The 17,549-nt window shown below is 39.1% G+C and carries 12 protein-coding genes; 7 read left to right on the top strand and 5 right to left on the bottom strand.

The features are described 5' to 3' along the window. Positions 1 to 223 precede the first annotated feature (223 nt). The 6 genes from DOT_RS05945 to glgD all read left to right on the top strand — a co-directional run bounded on the left by DOT_RS05945 (position 224) and on the right by glgD (position 9,583). The gene (locus DOT_RS05945) at positions 224 to 2,968 is read left to right on the top strand and encodes a response regulator (RefSeq protein WP_009615489.1); all 2,745 of its coding nucleotides are present in this window, start codon (positions 224 to 226) and stop codon (positions 2,966 to 2,968) included. A 10-nt stretch (positions 2,969 to 2,978) separates the two neighbouring features. Further along, positions 2,979 to 3,839: a protein-glutamate O-methyltransferase CheR gene (locus DOT_RS05940; protein WP_040411375.1), complete on the top strand. Its 861-nt coding sequence runs from the start codon at positions 2,979 to 2,981 to the stop codon at positions 3,837 to 3,839. 72 nt (positions 3,840 to 3,911) lie between these two features. Next, positions 3,912 to 5,819 carry a PAS domain S-box protein gene (locus DOT_RS05935; RefSeq protein WP_009615486.1) on the top strand — a complete coding sequence of 636 codons (1,908 nt, stop codon included), beginning with the start codon at positions 3,912 to 3,914 and terminating at the stop codon, positions 5,817 to 5,819. 682 nt (positions 5,820 to 6,501) lie between these two features. Next, a complete protein-coding gene (locus DOT_RS05925) occupies positions 6,502 to 6,897 on the top strand; it encodes a response regulator (protein WP_009615482.1) in 396 nt (131 codons plus the stop codon). Positions 6,898 to 7,246: 349 nt separating this feature from the next. After that, entirely contained in the window at positions 7,247 to 8,446 is a 1,200-nt protein-coding gene (locus DOT_RS05920) for a glucose-1-phosphate adenylyltransferase (protein WP_009615479.1), read from the top strand. A gap of 15 nt (positions 8,447 to 8,461) precedes the next feature. After that, positions 8,462 to 9,583, top strand: coding sequence for a glucose-1-phosphate adenylyltransferase subunit GlgD (gene glgD, locus DOT_RS05915; RefSeq protein WP_009615477.1), 1,122 nt, complete (start codon positions 8,462 to 8,464; stop codon positions 9,581 to 9,583). A gap of 115 nt (positions 9,584 to 9,698) precedes the next feature. Here the strand turns inward: glgD and DOT_RS05910 are convergent, their stop codons facing one another. Then, the gene (locus tag DOT_RS05910; protein WP_009615476.1) at positions 9,699 to 10,331 is read right to left on the bottom strand and encodes a DUF3862 domain-containing protein; all 633 of its coding nucleotides are present in this window, start codon (positions 10,329 to 10,331) and stop codon (positions 9,699 to 9,701) included. Positions 10,332 to 10,755: 424 nt separating this feature from the next. Here DOT_RS05910 and DOT_RS05905 point away from each other — a divergent pair, with 424 nt between their 5' ends. Further along, a complete protein-coding gene (locus DOT_RS05905) occupies positions 10,756 to 12,894 on the top strand; it encodes a cell wall-binding repeat-containing protein (RefSeq protein WP_009615474.1) in 2,139 nt (712 codons plus the stop codon). Between the two features lie 333 nt (positions 12,895 to 13,227). Here the strand turns inward: DOT_RS05905 and DOT_RS05900 are convergent, their stop codons facing one another. The 4 genes from DOT_RS05900 to DOT_RS05885 all read right to left on the bottom strand — a co-directional run bounded on the left by DOT_RS05900 (position 13,228) and on the right by DOT_RS05885 (position 17,267). Continuing rightward, a complete protein-coding gene (locus DOT_RS05900; RefSeq protein WP_009615472.1) occupies positions 13,228 to 14,055 on the bottom strand; it encodes a CsxC family protein in 828 nt (275 codons plus the stop codon). A 258-nt stretch (positions 14,056 to 14,313) separates the two neighbouring features. Beyond that, a complete protein-coding gene (locus tag DOT_RS05895; protein WP_009615467.1) occupies positions 14,314 to 15,063 on the bottom strand; it encodes a hypothetical protein in 750 nt (249 codons plus the stop codon). 450 nt (positions 15,064 to 15,513) lie between these two features. After that, entirely contained in the window at positions 15,514 to 16,452 is a 939-nt protein-coding gene (locus DOT_RS05890; RefSeq protein ID WP_009615466.1) for a helix-turn-helix transcriptional regulator, read from the bottom strand. A 191-nt stretch (positions 16,453 to 16,643) separates the two neighbouring features. After that, positions 16,644 to 17,267: a hypothetical protein gene (locus tag DOT_RS05885; RefSeq protein WP_009615464.1), complete on the bottom strand. Its 624-nt coding sequence runs from the start codon at positions 17,265 to 17,267 to the stop codon at positions 16,644 to 16,646. Positions 17,268 to 17,549 lie beyond the last annotated feature (282 nt).

Raw genomic sequence — 17,549 nt, 5'->3', positions numbered from 1 at the left:
TTGGACAGTACCGGAGAGGTATTGCTTGGGTTATTTCCGATAGTCAAAAGAGGTTTGCGTTTTAAGGCAATGTTTTCTAAATTATGACATTAATCAACATATTTATCAAAGGGGATTGGACTTTAAATGTTGAATCATTACATTGTGACGTAGAGCTATTTTTATCGAGTCCACTGTGAGCTCTTTCGACTAGATTTAAATTTAATTGAAAGGAAAGCGTAGTATGAGGCTCAAGACGAAACTCTTTCTCGGATATGCAACTATTTTGGCTATAATGACTGTACTTTTTGGAGTATCGATTCATAATTTAGATGTCTCAAACAGGCATGCTGAAGAGACCCAACAGGTGCGTAATCAAAAAATCAAATTAACTAACACTGTGCAAGATGAAATCAACAATATCAGCAGGTTTTATAGGGACCTTGTTTCACTGGACTTGGAAAAGCAGGATTTTTTGCAGACTATTAATTCAATTCGTACATCCAGGAGTGAGCTAGAGTCGGCACTTGATTCCCGCGAGAGCATCGCAGAAGTAGAAAACACCAGAAATGTGCTTCGGCAGCTGAAAACAATAAACGATGATTATACCGATATGCAAGAAAAATGCATTACCTTAGCTTCTGCAGGCAAGAAAACGGAGGCTATTCAAGCGATAGTTGAGGGAGCTGAAACACGCGCCCAGATATTAAAATTAATAAAGCAGTTAAAGGACATTGATGGTCAGGCCATGGACGAAGTACAGAAATCAGCCGTCTCTGCCTATAACCAAGCACTCAAGTTCTTATTCATTTCTCTAGTATTAACCTTGTTTGTTGGTGCGGGGATAACTGTCTGGATCACACAGAGAGTTACGAGAGATATTCGCAAAGTCACTGATGTTATGAATCGTGTTTCGCTGATTAAGGAGCATATTAATTTACCGCGCATCGATATCTATTCACATGATGAGGTTGCGGAAATAGCCACATCCTTTAATGAGATGGTACTGTCCCTAGAGGGGCATGCCGCTCAAGAGAAAGAATTCATTGAAGAAATAGAGGGACAAAACTGGTTGAAATCTAGGAGTTCCGACGTTACCGCTTTATGCCAGGGAGTTCAGGACTTAAAAACTCTGACTCACCTTTTGATCACTAAAATCCCCCCCATGGTCGAAGCAAGTTATGCGGTTTTTTATATTAGAGAGGGAAACGGGGACAAGCAGTGTTTTAATAAGTTCGCCTCTTATGCAGGTAGTTCGCAGGAAAGCGCAGGGGGGGCTTTCCTTCCGGGGGAAGGGCTGGTGGGGCAGAGCGCTTTGGAAAACAGGATGATAATGCTGGACCGGGTTCCTGGAGATTATATTAAGGTTTCCTCTGGTTTAGGCGAGACATCACCAAAAAGCATTGTCATACTTCCTGTGGCGTTTGAGGAACAGGTAGTGGCGATCATGGAACTTGCATCCCTTCAAACGTTTAACCCTCTCCAGCAGGAGCTTCTGCAACAGATTTCAAAGGACATAGGGGTTACCATAAATCGGGTGGAAGCTCACATGAAGATTGGAACACTGCTGAAAGAATCACAGGTCTTGACTGAAGAACTTCAGTCTCAATCTGAGGAACTTCAACTCCAGCAGGAGGAGCTTAAAACCTTTAATGAGAAGCTGGAGGAGCAGTATAAATACTCTGAAAAGAGGGCAACGGAACTGGAAAACATGAAAGCTGCTCTTGAAGAAAGCTCTGAATATAAAACAGAGTTTCTATCTAATATGTCGCACGAGTTGAGAACGCCGCTAAACAGCTTGCTGATTCTTTCTCAAACGCTAGCCGAGAACCAGGAAGATAACCTAACGGCGAGTCAAGTGGAGTATGTAAAAACTATTTATTCTTCAGGAAATGAACTGTTGACTCTGATTAATGACATCTTGGACCTTTCCAAGGTAGAAGCCGGCAAGTTATCTATAAACCCGACAGTTATTGAATTGGCCGCAATCAAGAACTATGTCGAACGATTCTTTCTTCCCGCAGCAAGCCAAAAGAAACTGGAGTTTATAGTTCAAATGGATGCAGGTCTGCCTCAGACCATTTGTATAGACGAATATCGGTTACAGCAAATTTTAAAAAATTTATTATCTAATGCTTTTAAATTTACGGATCATGGAAGTGTCACTCTGCGAGTCTGGAGGACGGAAGATCACATTGTTACAAAAAATGACCTATTCATGAATGTGGAGTGGGTCTTGGCTTTTTCGGTGACCGACACGGGCATTGGAATCCCTAAAGATAAGCAGAAAATGATCTTTGAGGCCTTCCAGCAGGCGAATGGGACAACTGCAAGGAAATACGGGGGCACAGGTTTAGGACTGACCATCAGTCAGAAAATTGCTAGGTTGCTGGGAGGGTTTATTGAGATTGACAGCATCGAAGGTAGGGGGAGTAAGTTTACCCTATATCTGCCCGGCCAGTACGCTGAAAACGATTTTTCCGAACTAACCTGCACCGAAGCAGCAGTAGCTCTGGAGGAGTGGCCTTCCCCCGTGGCTGAATCTAACAGAGCCATTTCAACCGTCGTACAGGTGGCCGATGAAAATCTAAGAGTAGAGAACGGTAACACGCGCTTAGAAGGCAAGAAAATACTAGTTGTGGATGATGACATGCGGAACGTGTTTGCCCTGACCACAGCCCTTGAAAATCGTAATATGCAGACTCTGTTTGCCGAAAACGGCAGGGAGGGCATAGAAATTTTACAAAAAAACCCTGGAATTGACCTGCTTCTCATGGATATCATGATGCCTGAGATGGATGGATACGAAGCATTACAAAGCATTCGCCAAATTCCTGAGTACGCCAACCTGCCGATAATCGCCTTGACAGCGAAGGCGATGAAAAATGACAGAGAAAAATGCATCCAAGCGGGTGCATCGGATTATATCAGCAAGCCGGTAAACTTAGAACAGCTGTTTTCTTTAATCAAGATCTGGCTTTATAGATAGGATGGTTTTGATGAGTTCAGAGGAAAACAGGACAATCACTGAAGCGGAAAGCTGTGATGAATTAGAAAAGATCGAAATAAGTCTGCTTCTAGAGGGGATTTATTGTTACTATGGGTTTGATTTTAGAAATTACGTCTCTTCATCCATTAGGCGCAGAATCTGGTATCGCATCCGGGCCGAAAGGTTGAAAAGCGTGTCAAGCTTGCAGGAAAAGGTTCTGCATGACCCTTGTGCGATGGAAAGGCTGCTCTCAGATTTCTCGATTCATATATCAGAGATGTTTAGGGACCCCCCTTTTTTTGAATCATTCAGGACAAAAGTGGTCCCGCTTCTCCAAGAACTGCCTTTTGTTCGAATCTGGCATGCAGGCTGTTCCACGGGGGAAGAAGTTTACTCCATGGCAATCATTCTATGCGAGGCAGGTCTATATCACAAAACCAAGATATACGCCACAGATATGAACGAAAATTTATTAAAAAAGGCAAAGGATGGTGTTTATCCATTAGATAAAATGGAGGTATACCAGGACAACTACCTACTATCAGGGGGAACAAAGAACTTTGCAGATTTCTTTGAGGTTATTAATGATAAAGCCGTTTTTCACCCGTCTTTAACGCAAAATGTAGTGTTCGCCCAGCACAATTTGGCTACAGATCATTCGTTTAATGAATTCCACGTGATTATCTGCAGGAATGTGATGATTTATTTTGATAGGGTCCTGCAAAACCGTGTTCATGGGTTGTTTTATGAGAGTTTGTGCACGTCAGGCATCCTAGGGTTGGGGGGTAAAGAAGATATTGCCTTTAACAATTACTCTCATTACTATGAAGCCTTTGATTCGGCACAGAAAATCTATCAGAAGATGAGGTAGCTAATTTAAGCAAGGTTGTAGGGTTCTTAAAGTGAAAAAATAAAGGGACGAGTGCCAAGAAAGAGAAAGAAAATGAAGATCTTAATTGTTGACGACCGCCGAGAAAATTTGCTTGCGTTAGAAGCAGTACTGAAATCGCCAGACTATCAACTAGTTTTTGCCAGCTCTGGGGAAGAGGCCTTAAAGTGCTTGCTGAAAGATGATTTTGCCGTGATTCTGTTGGACGTACAGATGCCAGGAATGGACGGCTTTGAAACTGCCAAGCTCATCAGGGCGAGGAAAAGAAGCCAGGATACACCTATTATTTTTATTACAGCGATTTACCAGACCATGGAAAACAAGTTGCAAGGGTATTCTCTGGGCGCAATTGATTATTTATCTAAACCATTCCACCCAGAAGCTTTAAAAATGAAAATAGAAGCATTTGTTAAAATTCATCTTAATGAAATATATATTAGGCGCCAAAATGAATTGCTTACGCGACGGGCTATTGAACTTGAAACAATGAATGAAAGTTTAGAGCGCACCACTTCAGATCTGCGTAAGGCTGAAGCATTAGCTCGTGTGATCGGAGAAACTTCGACAGATAGTGTAATTACGCTAGACGGAGGAGGATGCATTTTAAACGTCAATCCAGCAGTGACGGAAATGTTCGGCTATGGACCTGAGGAATTGCAGGGACAGCATGTCTCCAAGCTTTTTTCAGGAGAAATCCTTTCTGTTCTCAAGGATTCTTCGATTTGGAATAAAACTAGCAAGATCCTAGACACCGCCGCCGTGCGTAAAAGTGGGGCAGTGTTTTTCGTAGAGGTTCAGATCGGTGTGGCCAACATTGAGGAACAGCAGATTTTTGTCTGGTCTGTACGGGATATTACCGAGCGAATACAACTAGAAAAGGAGCGAAAAGATCGCTACCAAACTCTTGAAAAGCTCGTTCAGGAGCGAACCTGTGAACTCTTTCAAGCGAATGAAAAGCTTAGTGAAACCAGCCTCAAGCTCACTAATATTCTTGAAAGCATTACGGATGCTTTCTTCTCTCTGAATCACCAGTGGCAGTTTATCTTCGTCAATGAAGAGGCAGAGAAATTCTGGCTTAAGAGCCGAGAAGAGTTGATCGGCCAAAGTATTTGGGATCTTTATCCAGAATTGCTCTCCGAATATTACGCTCTTTATCAAAAAGCTATGAGTACTAAAGAAGCCGTACATTTTGAGATCACGGGTCTCCACACAGATTCGCCGTATGAAGTGTATGTTTATCCGTCCAACGAAGGTTTGTCTGTCTATTACCGCGATATCTCCGAACGTAAAATGTTTGAAAAGGAAATGGCCCGCTTGGATCGGTTGAACCTTATTGGACAAATGGCAGCGGGGATTGGTCACGAAGTTAGGAATCCAATGACAACTGTCCGAGGTTTTCTTCAGTTATTGGGGGATAAAGAAGAGTTCGGGAAGTTTAATAGCTATTTCCAACTGATGATTGAAGAGCTCGATAGAGCAAATTCGATTATCACGGAATTCTTGAGCTTGGCTAAAAACAAGGCGGTAGATTTGCAGCCCTTGAGTTTGAATAAGCTAATTGAGAACATGTTCCCGTTAATTCAGGCGGACGCAATGCTCAGCGACAAAGAGATCACGATTGATTTAAAGAAGACGGTAGTTTTGCCTCTTGACGAGAAAGAAATCCGTCAGCTTATCTTGAATCTTGTCCGGAACGGACTGGAAGCAATGTCAAGTGGCGGAAAGATGACGATAAGAACGTTTATGGACGGTGAAAATGTTGTTCTAACGGTAGTAGACGAAGGGAGTGGCATCAAAACGGACGACCTAGAGAAGATTGGGACACCCTTTTTCACTACCAAAGAGAGCGGCACGGGTTTAGGACTGGCTACCTGTTACAGCATTGCAGCTAGGCACAATGCTGAAATCCATATTGTTACGGGGTCGTCAGGTACGACCTTTTTCGTGCAGTTTAAGCAATAAGAGGACAGCTAAACTAGAGTTTTGTCAAGTTACCTATTTTCTAAGCTTAATTACCGATCATATCCTGACCTAAATTATGATCATAATTAACACTGAATGAAGAAACCCCGACGGCGGAAAACCCCGCATAGTAGGGGATTTTTTTATTTATCATTTTGCGTATATCATCTCATTATTTGGTGATACTGCTTTTAGAATCATTATTGACGTGTAGTTCCCTAATTGTTTCAATATTTAAAGCGCAGATTCTTAAGATAACTAATTTTTAATGAATAATAATAGCTTGATGATGCTAAAGTATATAAATAATCTTGCGACAAATTACACTCTTGTATTTGTCAAATCAAGAGTGTAAGATTTGTACGGGCTAAATCTGGTAATAAAATGCAAGTATTTCTATATAATTACTTCGGTTTTTTAACAGGATTTTAGGACCTTTATATAGAAAGTTGGATGAGTATGAGTAAAGAGCAGATATTAAGTATTTGCAATAATTTGATTGACCAATTAACTGTTCTAAAAGGATTTATACAACTGGATAGAATGAATAATAAAATTGACCATTCACTCATAATATTAAAGGAAATGGATAATATGGAACTGATAGTTAATGAGTTAATAGACCAATTAATAATGATGGATTAAATATTGAATGGTAGGGTGTATAAGGAGGCGGATTTTAGTGAGTAATAATCATATTTTAGTGGTTGATGATAATTATGGTATACGCCGACTTATGTATGAGTTTTTAACTCAAGAGGGGTACTTAGTTAAAGAAGCAGCTGAAGGATTAAGTGCTTTACAACTTGTTATAGAGGAAAAGCCTAAACTTGTCCTACTTGATATGAGGATGCCTGGATTAGGAGGTATTCAGATTTTAGCTAAATTAAGAGATTTAGCCCCAGAAACAATAGTTGTGATAATGAGTGCTTATTTTGATGCTAAAGATTTAAAAGATGCAGTTCAAGACGGTAAGATTAAGCACTTTATAATTAAACCGTTTGACCTAGTAGAAATACGTATCCTTATAAATGACTTGATGAGTAATATTGAGAAGCATCAAAACATAATTTCATAGCTCACAGCGCTCTTTTGGAAATAAGTAGACTTTTTCACTCGCTACCAATTTGCTTTCGCCGCTAAACAAAGCTCACTTAAATGTTGTAAGTGAGCTTTTGTTAATGTATCTAAATAATCAAGTATGCAGAATATATAGATTGTGTTTATTACCACGTCTGATATTGAACTACAACATTCAAGTATATTTATAGTAATTATCATTAAATAAGAAGGGTAACTAACATATTGTGTCGAATAGCTTAAAAAGGTCTATCTGATGAAGTTAACATAACTTCCAAGTTAATGTTTGAAAGGTTAAGTCAACATCGAGAAGATTGCAAAGAATATAAGAGGAAGGGGTTACATACATGCGCAAGCAGGAATGCGTGGCAATGCTGTTAGCTGGTGGACAAGGTAGCAGATTGGGCGGTTTAACTCGAAAAAGGGCAAAGCCAGCAGTTTCTTTCTGTGGTAAATATCGAATTATCGATTTCACCTTGAGCAATTGCACAAATTCAAACATTAATACGGTCGGTGTTCTAATCCAATATAAGCCATTACAGCTTAATTCATATATTGGTTTGGGTTCAGCCTGGGACTTAGATAACCCGTATGGCGGAGTCCACATTCTCCCCCCTTTTTTAGGCGAAAAAGAAGGAAGTTGGTATAACGGAACAGCGAATGCTGTATACCAAAATTACGAATTTATTGATTTTCACGATCCAGAATATGTACTTATTCTTTCCGGGGATCACGTCTATAGAATGGATTATGCGCGAATGCTAAACTTTCATAAAGAGAAGAATTCTGAAATAACCATTGCGGCCATTCAAGTTCCTCGAGAGGAAGCCTCTCGGTTTGGAATTCTAACGGTTGATGGAGATGCTAGAATAACAACGTTTTCGGAAAAACCTGCCCAACCAGACAGTGATTTGGCTTCGATGGGTGTCTATATTTTTAACTGGTCAACACTTAAACAAGCGTTAATTGAAGATGCAAAAGATTTAGGGTCTCAAAATGATTTTGGCGAAAATATCATTCCACACCAGTTAAAACAAGCGAAACGAGTCTATGCTTACGAGTTCCATGGGTATTGGCGAGATGTCGGCACAATTGAAAGTTATTATCACGCTAATATGGAGTCCTTGAGGGAGGGACATTTTCTCAATATTTTTGATCCGCAATTCCGAATATTTTCGAATGAAGATATTTTACCACCCCATTTTGTTGGGTCTACCGCGAAAATAGAGAACAGTCTTGTTTGTAATGGGTGTATTGTTCACGGTGATGTGCGCAATTCAATCATTGCGCCTGGAGTTTATGTGGGCAAAGGGGTAAAAATAAGGGATTCTATATTATTACCGTATGTAAAAGTTCACACTGGATCACGCATACGAAAAACGATTGTCGGAGAGAATGCAGAAATTATGCGTCACTGTATTGTCGGTGCTGAGGAACAAGTCATTCCGGATCAAGAAGGGATTACGGTTATTGAGGATAATCATAATATCTCTGAAGGCTCCGTTATCGAAGCAGGTAAGAATGTTTATAGGCCCCAGATAATTTGAAAGGCGGGAGCAATAATGTCGAACGCTATAGGAATTATTTATGCAAATAGCGCAACTGACAACTTACAAGGACTTGCCCTAAAAAGGCCGATAGCTGCAGTTCCATTTGGAGGCAGATATCGAATTCTCGATTTCGCGTTATCCAGCATGGTTAACTCTGGAATAAGAACGATTGGATTGGTAACCCCACACCATTATAGACCACTTCTGGATCACTTGGGAGCTGGTAAAGCTTGGTTTCTGGACAGAAAAGATGGTGGGTTGTTTATTTTGCCTGAAGCCATTCATGGCTTCTCCGAGAACAATCATACGTTTTGTGTTACGGATTTATATAATAATATTGAGTTTCTGCAAAAAGACTTTGCAGAAAATGTTATCATCAGTAGTGGTGATCAAATATATAATATGAATTTTAAGAATGCACTCGAATTTCATAATGACAAGCATGCAGATATTACTTTGATATACAGTGAAACCGCTAACTCAGATAAACAGACGGATGGAGTATTTCTCGAGATGGGTGAGGGACGGAGAGTTACGAATATTCTAGACAAGAAAAGTCGCGAGAGAGGACTGTTCCTCCAATCCCATTTCGTCAATATGTTAATAATCCGACGTGAGCTTTTGTTAAATATTGTTGAGAAGTATAGTGGCATTGGGTGTATTGACATAATAGATATATTTAATTCAAACCTGCAAATTTTCAAGATTTATGGAAGTCTAACGTGTTCGTCGATTGGGACGATTCATACGCTTAAAGATTACTTTGATCGAAGTATGGAACTTTTGGACCTGGAAGTTCGAGGAAGATTATGGTTGGGAGGGGATCGAATACATACAAAATTTAAAGATTATCCCCCCACTCAATACACTTCACAGGCAAAGGTCAGCAACTCATTGATTGCCAGTGGATGCTCTATTGCAGGAGAAGTAGTTAACTCGATTATCTTTCGAGGTGTGATTTTAGAGCAAGGATGCAAAATAAAAAATAGCATAATCCTTCCAAAGTGTCATATCGAGGAAAATGCGCAAACGGATTATGCAATTCTTGATAAATCAGTTAAGGTTAATAGAGAAAATATCTTTAAGGGGAGTTCTCATAACCCATTGGTAGTCTTCAAAAGAACAATGGTCTAATAATGAAAGGTATCAAGGAAGACGTGGGAATTAAGATTAGAACCCGAGATGAGAGCTTTAGGAGCTTTCATTTTCGGGTTCTAATCTGCTCTGCTCATGACGTGAACGGGAGAGATTATTTTTTGAGAGTAGTATTTTTGTTAATGACTTTCCCATCCTGCAGGTAAACTTTAATGGACGTAGAGTCAGGTAACATCCAGACGACATTTCTTAAGATTACATTAGCAGGTTTTTTTTTGTAGCTGACTTCCTGGTAATCAGGTCCAAGAATGGAAACCACCTGATCAAAAGTCATGCCTGTTGTGATTTGATTAAATTGATCTAAGGTAAGCTTGGATGTGGTTTTTCCAAGGTTTGATTGAATTTTAGTTACGACTTTACCCTTATTAGTTTGGACTAGGATCGTTTTAGTCTGTTCAGCCCATGTGTAATCGATAACGTCGGAATTGATTGCTTTTTTCTTGCCTTCTCCCAGAATGCTTTTTACATCCTCGTAAGTTGTATCGAGTTTAATCTTAAGGTAGTTTTCATAGGTAACTACTCCTGCGTTTGCAGGAGTAGAACTGTTAGGTTTAACATCTTGTGAGTTGGGTGCCGGGGAAGTTGGTACCTGAGAAGTTGAATCCCCTGAGGAGTTCTCAGAATTGTTAGGTTTGTTTGGCGTACTTCCACAGCCAGCTACACTTAATAAAAGAATCATAAGAATAGGTAAGATCAACTTCGATTGAACTGATTTTTTACTGAACATTTTAATCCTCCTGTATTAGTAATTACATGTGAATTATATCATTACAAGATTAAACTACAAAAGTCTTATAGGTATTATCTCCAGTTTGAGATTATTAGACATACCAGTGGCTATTATAAATTATGACAATATACTATCTTTTAAACTGTTGAAGTGTTGTTTCACATATCACCCTCTCGGACTTTAGGTGACAGTTAGAAAATATTTCTTACACCGGAAGGATTATGGAGAAAGAAACAAGAAATAAATATAAGCACTAAAATTAGATGTTAAAGAATAATCTAGTCGTTTCTTAAATTAACAAACGGCGAGTAATCTTTCAAGTAGCTCTTTCTCAGTTTAATACGAACACCTAAAATTTGAACTGATTGTAAAAAGGAAAGATAACACTGCTAAATTGCAAGAATATGGGGGAGGTAAATCGATGAAAAAACGCTATCTCAAATTAATAACCACAATACTTTTCTTATTATTTTCAGCGTTAATATTTCCGAAAAACTCTTTAGCAACAAGTACTCTATCAACACCAACGGACCTAAGCGCTACGGTTGAAAGCTCCAGCGAAATATACTTAAACTGGGATTCCGTCAGTAATGCAACATCCTATTCTGTTTATAGAGCCACCTCATCTTCAGGTACTTACTCCAAAATTGCGACAACGAAAACCTCAAGTTATACAGATACTGACTTGTCGGCTGATACCACCTATTATTACAAAATCTCGGCCGTCAACAGTTCTAGTACAAGCTCCTATTCTTCTAAAGAACATGCTACAACCGAAGAGTCTGATGAGTCTGATACACTGTCAGCACCGACAGATCTAAGCGCTTCTGCCGAAAGCTCCAATGAAATATATTTGAACTGGGACTCCGTCAGTGACGCGACATCTTATGCTGTTTATAGAGCCACCTCATCTTCAGGTACTTACTCCAAAATTGCGACAACGAAAACTTCAAGTTATACAGATACTGACTTGTCGTCTGATACCACCTATTATTACAAAGTCACGGCCGTGAACAGTTCTGGTACAAGCTCCTATTCTTCTAAAGAACATGCTACAACCGAAGAGTCTGATGAGGGGGATATACCGTCAGCCCCAACAGACCTTAGCGCTAAGTTCGAAAATTCAAGTGAAATAAACTTGGACTGGGATGCTGTCAGTGACGCTACATCCTATTACGTTTATAGAGCTACCTCATCCTCAGGGACTTATTATAAAATTGCTACAACGACAACGTCAGACTATACAGATATTGAATTCTCGGCAAATACCAGCTACTATTACAAAGTCGTGGCGGTAAACGATTCTGGGACAAGCAACTATTCTGCTAAAGCATATGTAACTAGTGCCGACTCCGACAACTCAACTCCAACAGATACTTCATCACAAACTCAGTTCGAACGATTAGCTGGAGAAGATATGTATGAAACTTGTGCAAAAGTTGCTAATGGCTGGAGTACTTCTTACTATGCCATTATTGTAAGTGGAGAGAATTTTTCTGATGCATTATGCAGCGCCCCGCTTGCACAAAAATATAATGCTCCATTACTCCTAACCTCAAGAGATACCCTGAATGAGCAAACGAAGACTCAGCTTTCACGTTTAAAAGTGAAAAATGTTATTATGATTGGCGGAGTAGGTGTTATTTCAACAGGTGTTGAACAAAGCATAAAAAACTTAGGGATAGAAGTATCGAGAATTGCGGGAAACGATAGTTATGAAACATCTATCAAAATTGCTCAATCTATGGGGCAATTCGACCAAGCAGTAATTGCTAGTAGTCAAACTTTCCCAGATGCATTGTCAATTGCTCCCATTGCAGCAATGAAGGGAATTCCAATCCTTCTTACGCCTAAGGACAATCTGCCGGGAAGCATTAAAGCATATTTATTAAAAACTGTAAAAAGTACGTATGTTGTTGGAGGGACAGGAGTTATAAGTGAGAGTGTTCTTAACCAACTTCCATCTCCTAAACGGCTCAGCGGGATAGATAGGTATGAAACAAACATCAGAATTATCAAAGAATTTGAAAATGAACTTCGTTTCAACATTAGCTATTTGTCAACAGGAGAAAATTTCGCTGACGCTTTAGCTGGCGCAGCTTTAGCTTCATTAACAGATTCGCCAGTTTTCTTGGTTAGAGATCCAGTCGATCAGTCAACAAGAAACTTTTTTAGAAGTAAAAGAAGCAGTATTGAGAAAGAAATTGTTTTTGGTGGGATAGTCGTTGTGCCTGATAGTATCTTAATTAGTCTTAATGAAACTACCAATGGGTCTGATACACCGTCCGCACCGACGAATATAAAAGCAACCACCGCAAGTTCCAGTCAAATAAACCTTACTTGGGATCCTGTACAAGAAGCAACATCCTATTATGTTTACGGAGCAACCTCTTCTTCAGGAACTTATACCCAGATTGCGACGGTAACAACCGCAGGTTATATAAATACAGGCTTATGGGCAGATACCACCTATTATTATAAAATAAAGGCAGTAAATGATGCCGGTACAAGCTCGTATTCACCAATAGATTATGCAAAAACTGATTTGTCGGACTATTAATTGAAATGTTCTAATTTGATAGGCACTTGAACCCCTCCATCATTTATTTAAAAGATGTTTTTCAGTAAGAAAAGCAATGAAGCAATGGCACATCGAAGTCATTCGCCAACCATAAGTAAATAACCTTTTTTAATTTTGAGTCGATTCTAAATGATCGGACAGATTTGTCCGGTCATTTTTGTAGGTATTTTTTAGTTTAAAGGAGAAGAAGATATGTTGTCAAAGGTAAAGTGGCTGATTATGAAGAGGCATTAATGACTATAATAAATAAAGGGCACGATCAAGCATACCTTAAGACCGTGCCTTTCCAAGGATGCACCTGTTGTAGAGATGTTAGCCTTTCACTGGAGGATCAATTTCAGTTTCGAAGGTGAGTCGAAGTTGAATCAAAATAATCATCTTCTCTTGTACCGTTCTAAAGAGTCCTTCTTCAAAAGGTCCGCCCTTCAACGGTTCGCGGTCGAGTGCATCATCCATTTCATTAATTTGGCTGTATACAAGGGTACAGTTTGGTAATGCGTTTAAGAACTCATTGCTTACCATGTTAAACTCGGATATATCGCCCGACATGAGTTTGTCTTTGGATGAGAACCCGCAAGGAAGGGATGAGGTTTTTAAGAATTCATATTCCTGCTGCTGGCCAAATAGAGTGGGTGGTATGATAAGGTGATGACCGAGGTCAACTACACACGTCCAAGGCAGATCAACAACAAAATCTCTAATAGTACCTTCTACAGTGTGTGCAGTTTGTCGAATTGCTTCGGAATACTGAATGTCCTTGCGTACAAAGCCTCCCAGAAACAACTTCGGTGTATCTTGGGGTTTACCATATACTCGGGGAGAAAAGTTGAAAAATCGGCATTGTGTTATCTTAAGGTTTTTTCTAATCTTTTTAATTTCTAGTGCTTTCGTAGGCAAGGTAAAAATTGCTTCTGTAGGGATGGATACTGTAACCAATACTGTACCTGGACATGTTTGTTTTAATTCAAGTGGGGCGCATGTCGGTAGGGTTGCAGTAATAGGGAAAACTGGATTAGGAGTTGGAGCAATTGGTTGACAACTTTGTGGAGTCCACACCGAATCGCAGGTTCCTTGGGTCCAATTAGGTTCAAAAGTTGTTGATTGACTCCACTGATGAGGACAACGAATCTGATTACTCAATATAATTTCTTCCTTTCTAACATCAAAATACTTGTTCGATACACTATAAGCTATGTTTGATTTTTAGATTTTGTGAAGACAAACCCTTAGTTATCACCATATTTTGGCATAAAAATTAAAATAGCATTAGAAAAGAGCCGAGGAGGCTCTTTTTTTGTCTAGGTAGAATCACAGCACTTTCCAAAGTTATTATTATTTATTTTAATTCTATTGTTTTATTTATTTGTATTTTCTGTGAAGGTAACTGTAGTTAAAGGATCAACTATGGTTAGGGAAGGTCAAACGAAGTTGAATTAAGATAATCATTTTTTCTTGTATAGTTCTGAAAACGCCTTCTTCTAAGGGACCACCTTGTAATGGTACACGGTCAAGGGTATCATCCATTTCACTAATCTGAGTGAATATAAGTTCACAGTGCGGTAATAAGTCTAGAAACTGTTGTCTTACAATGTTAACCTCAGTGAGGTCGCTAGATATCAATTTGTCTCCATTTTGCAGTCCAAAAAGGGTAGGTGGTATTACAAGGGTTTGACCGAGGTCAACAACACACGAAATAGGGATGTTGACTACAAAATCTCTAATAGTGCCCTCCACAGTATTTGCAGTTTGTCGAACTGCTTCGGAATATTGAATGTCTTTGCGCACAAAGCCTCCCAGAAACAACTTGGGGTTGTCGTGTGGTATCCCAAGTACTGAAGAAAGAAAGTTATAAAAACGGCACTGTGTAATCTTTAAACTTTTTCTAGTGGTTTTAATTTCCAGTGCTTTGGTAGGCAAGGTGAAAACTGTTTCGGCGGGGGTTGAGATCGTAACTAATATTACACTTGGGCTTGTTTGACTTAATTCGAGAGGGGGGCACATTGGTAGGGTTGCAGTAAGAGGGAAAATCGGATTTGGAGTTATCGGCTGACTTTGTGAAGTACACCTCGCTGTAGGAGGATTTTGTTGGATCCAATTGGCTAAATAAGGAGATTTTTGAGTCCACTGATGGAGGTTATAATTACTCAATGTGTTTTTCGTCCTTTCTCAAATTAATAATGACCATAATCTGATATAATCTACGTTTGATCTATAAATTTTGTGTCAAAAATCTTGATATACACTACTTAAAGAGAGCGGCTCATTGATTTAAATTAGCAGAGAAATAAAAAAATGTAATTGTATAGCATTTAATTAGCATAAATTACCAAAAACATTAGTATTTATGCTAATTAAATTTAATCCAGAAGGAAGCCAAAATTGACTGGAATCTACAGAACAAAGTTTCATAGAGATGTATTCAGGTAATTGCCCAGACTTATCTATCTTCAAATTGATAATTGAACGACAATAGATTCGTCAAAGAATTTTATCTCAGAACAAAAAAGAGGTATTTCAGTAAAATGCTGAATACCTCTTTACTTATTAACTTTAAAGCGTTTGAAACATTAAGTTATATAATCATTCATATATAAGAGATTACACCTCTGCCATGATTTCCCCCATGCTGGTTACGTCATAGCTACCAATTCCCAGTACCTCATTTCTAAAAGCTGCCGATTTTAGGATGGACAATAAAGCCTGAAAATAAGGTTTATCAATGTCTTCCTTACGCACAACTATATCATAACGCTCTATTTGTAAAGGAACAAAGTCAACATTATTAACTTGCTGTGCAGCTTTTTCAATTCCTAGACCTACGTCCGCCTCACCTCTGGCGATTTTGCTGGCAACAGCAATATGACTCATTTCTTCGTTGCTATACCCATTGATGGTTTGATGGGTAATTCCTTGAATTCGTAAATGTTCGTCCAATAAAACCCTTGCACCTGAACCGCGTTCACGGTTGACGAATTGCAGGTCAGGGCGAGCAAGATCGGTCCATGTGAAGATTTTCTTTGGATTGCCTTTGGCAACATAAAACCCTTCTGTTCGATAAACCATATTTATTAATAATGCCCTGTGCCCAGGCAACATTCTTCGGACATAGGGAGTGTTATATTCGTTGGTGTCACTATCCCATAAATGAGCAGTAACAACGTTAGCCATACCTCTGTATAAAGCCATAAGTCCGTCAATACTGCCAATATTTTGCCTAAGGAAGCGGACATGAGGAAATTTTCTTTCCAGATGGCGAGTTAAGATATCTAAAGTCATATCCTGTCCACAGATAATTAAGCCTCCGTCCAACGGAGAATAAGAACTAGGGGATGCGGGTGGTGACACTAAAGCAGCTGAAGGAGTTACATTTTTTGAATTACGCTTAAAGGCCTCAATATCGGCACCGTCTACACGTACCTTACGGCCAACGCGGTAGGCTGCCAGCTCATCACGCTTAATAAGTTCATAAACTGTATACTTGGAGATGTTAAGGATCTTAGCCACTTCTTCAGGAGTGTAAGAAACATCTTCGGACATACTAGTTCACCCGTCTCCCTGATATTTTAATTCTAGAGTTTATTATTTTGTCCCTACTTTAAACCTATTATAGCATATCGCAAAATCAAGTTATAGATCGGTTTTCTTTCATTCTATAGACGCAAAGAAAATTAACCACTTCAAGGGCCGGACAAATTTGTTCGGCCCTTGAAGTAATCGCGTGTATTTGTTCAAATCCAGATATCAAAACTATCCTTGTTTTCAATAATCTTTTCCGCTAGCTTTGTTCCGACGTAATGAAAATAACTTTTTTCAAGATAATTATGACCCTCCATGAACTTATTACTGGAAACCAATCTGCGAAGTAAGGGAATCCTATTAGTTCTATTTATATCAAAATTCTCAATTAACTTTTCGAATTCATCTCCTAAGTTAGAATTACCCCAATGTCGAGGCCCTTTTTCGGGTTTTATCCCGTAGACCCGCCTCGAAAATTCATATGGAAATGAGCCGAAGGTAATAAGAATCTTAGGTTTATTTTCAAGAACAATTTCTCTGAACAACTCGATTTCTTTTGCAATTTCTGATCCCCACCAATTTAATTTAGTAGGAACAATTCTACTATCGCAAACTACGTTTCTAATATAAATATTAGAAACGTCAATTATTTTATGTATTTCCCTATATACTTTGTCCTGTATCTCAGCTAAAGCAGGTGTCCAAATATTGTGACGAACAGCAGGATGCTTTGGATTGACTATTAGCCAAATCGGATAAGATCTTTCACCTGACTCCCTCTTGATCATCATCGTCTCATCTAAGGGGATGTGTTTATCAAGTGTTAAGTCAGGCAAACGAATCCCACCCTTTCAATAGTTCATTACTTCTTGCTTATAAATTTACCTTTTAGTCGATAATTGAAGGACTGTAACGGTCGGAATCCTGCGACGAATTTGAATTACATCGGGCGAAAAACCATCAGAAACTTTCTGACTAAACATGTAATAAAGAATATAGCAATCCTCGCAAAGATTGTTGCCTCTATAATTGTGAATTTCTCCTTTGCTAAAGAGAGTTCCACATCTTTCGCAATTAACCTTAAATGCCATTAAACATCACCTCATACAAAATATCAA

Source organism: Desulfosporosinus sp. OT (assembly GCF_000224515.1).
In the GTDB taxonomy this organism is placed as follows: Bacteria; Bacillota; Desulfitobacteriia; order Desulfitobacteriales; family Desulfitobacteriaceae; genus Desulfosporosinus.
Note: the sequence above shows the minus strand (reverse complement) of the source record. Positions and strands in the feature narration are given on the sequence as shown.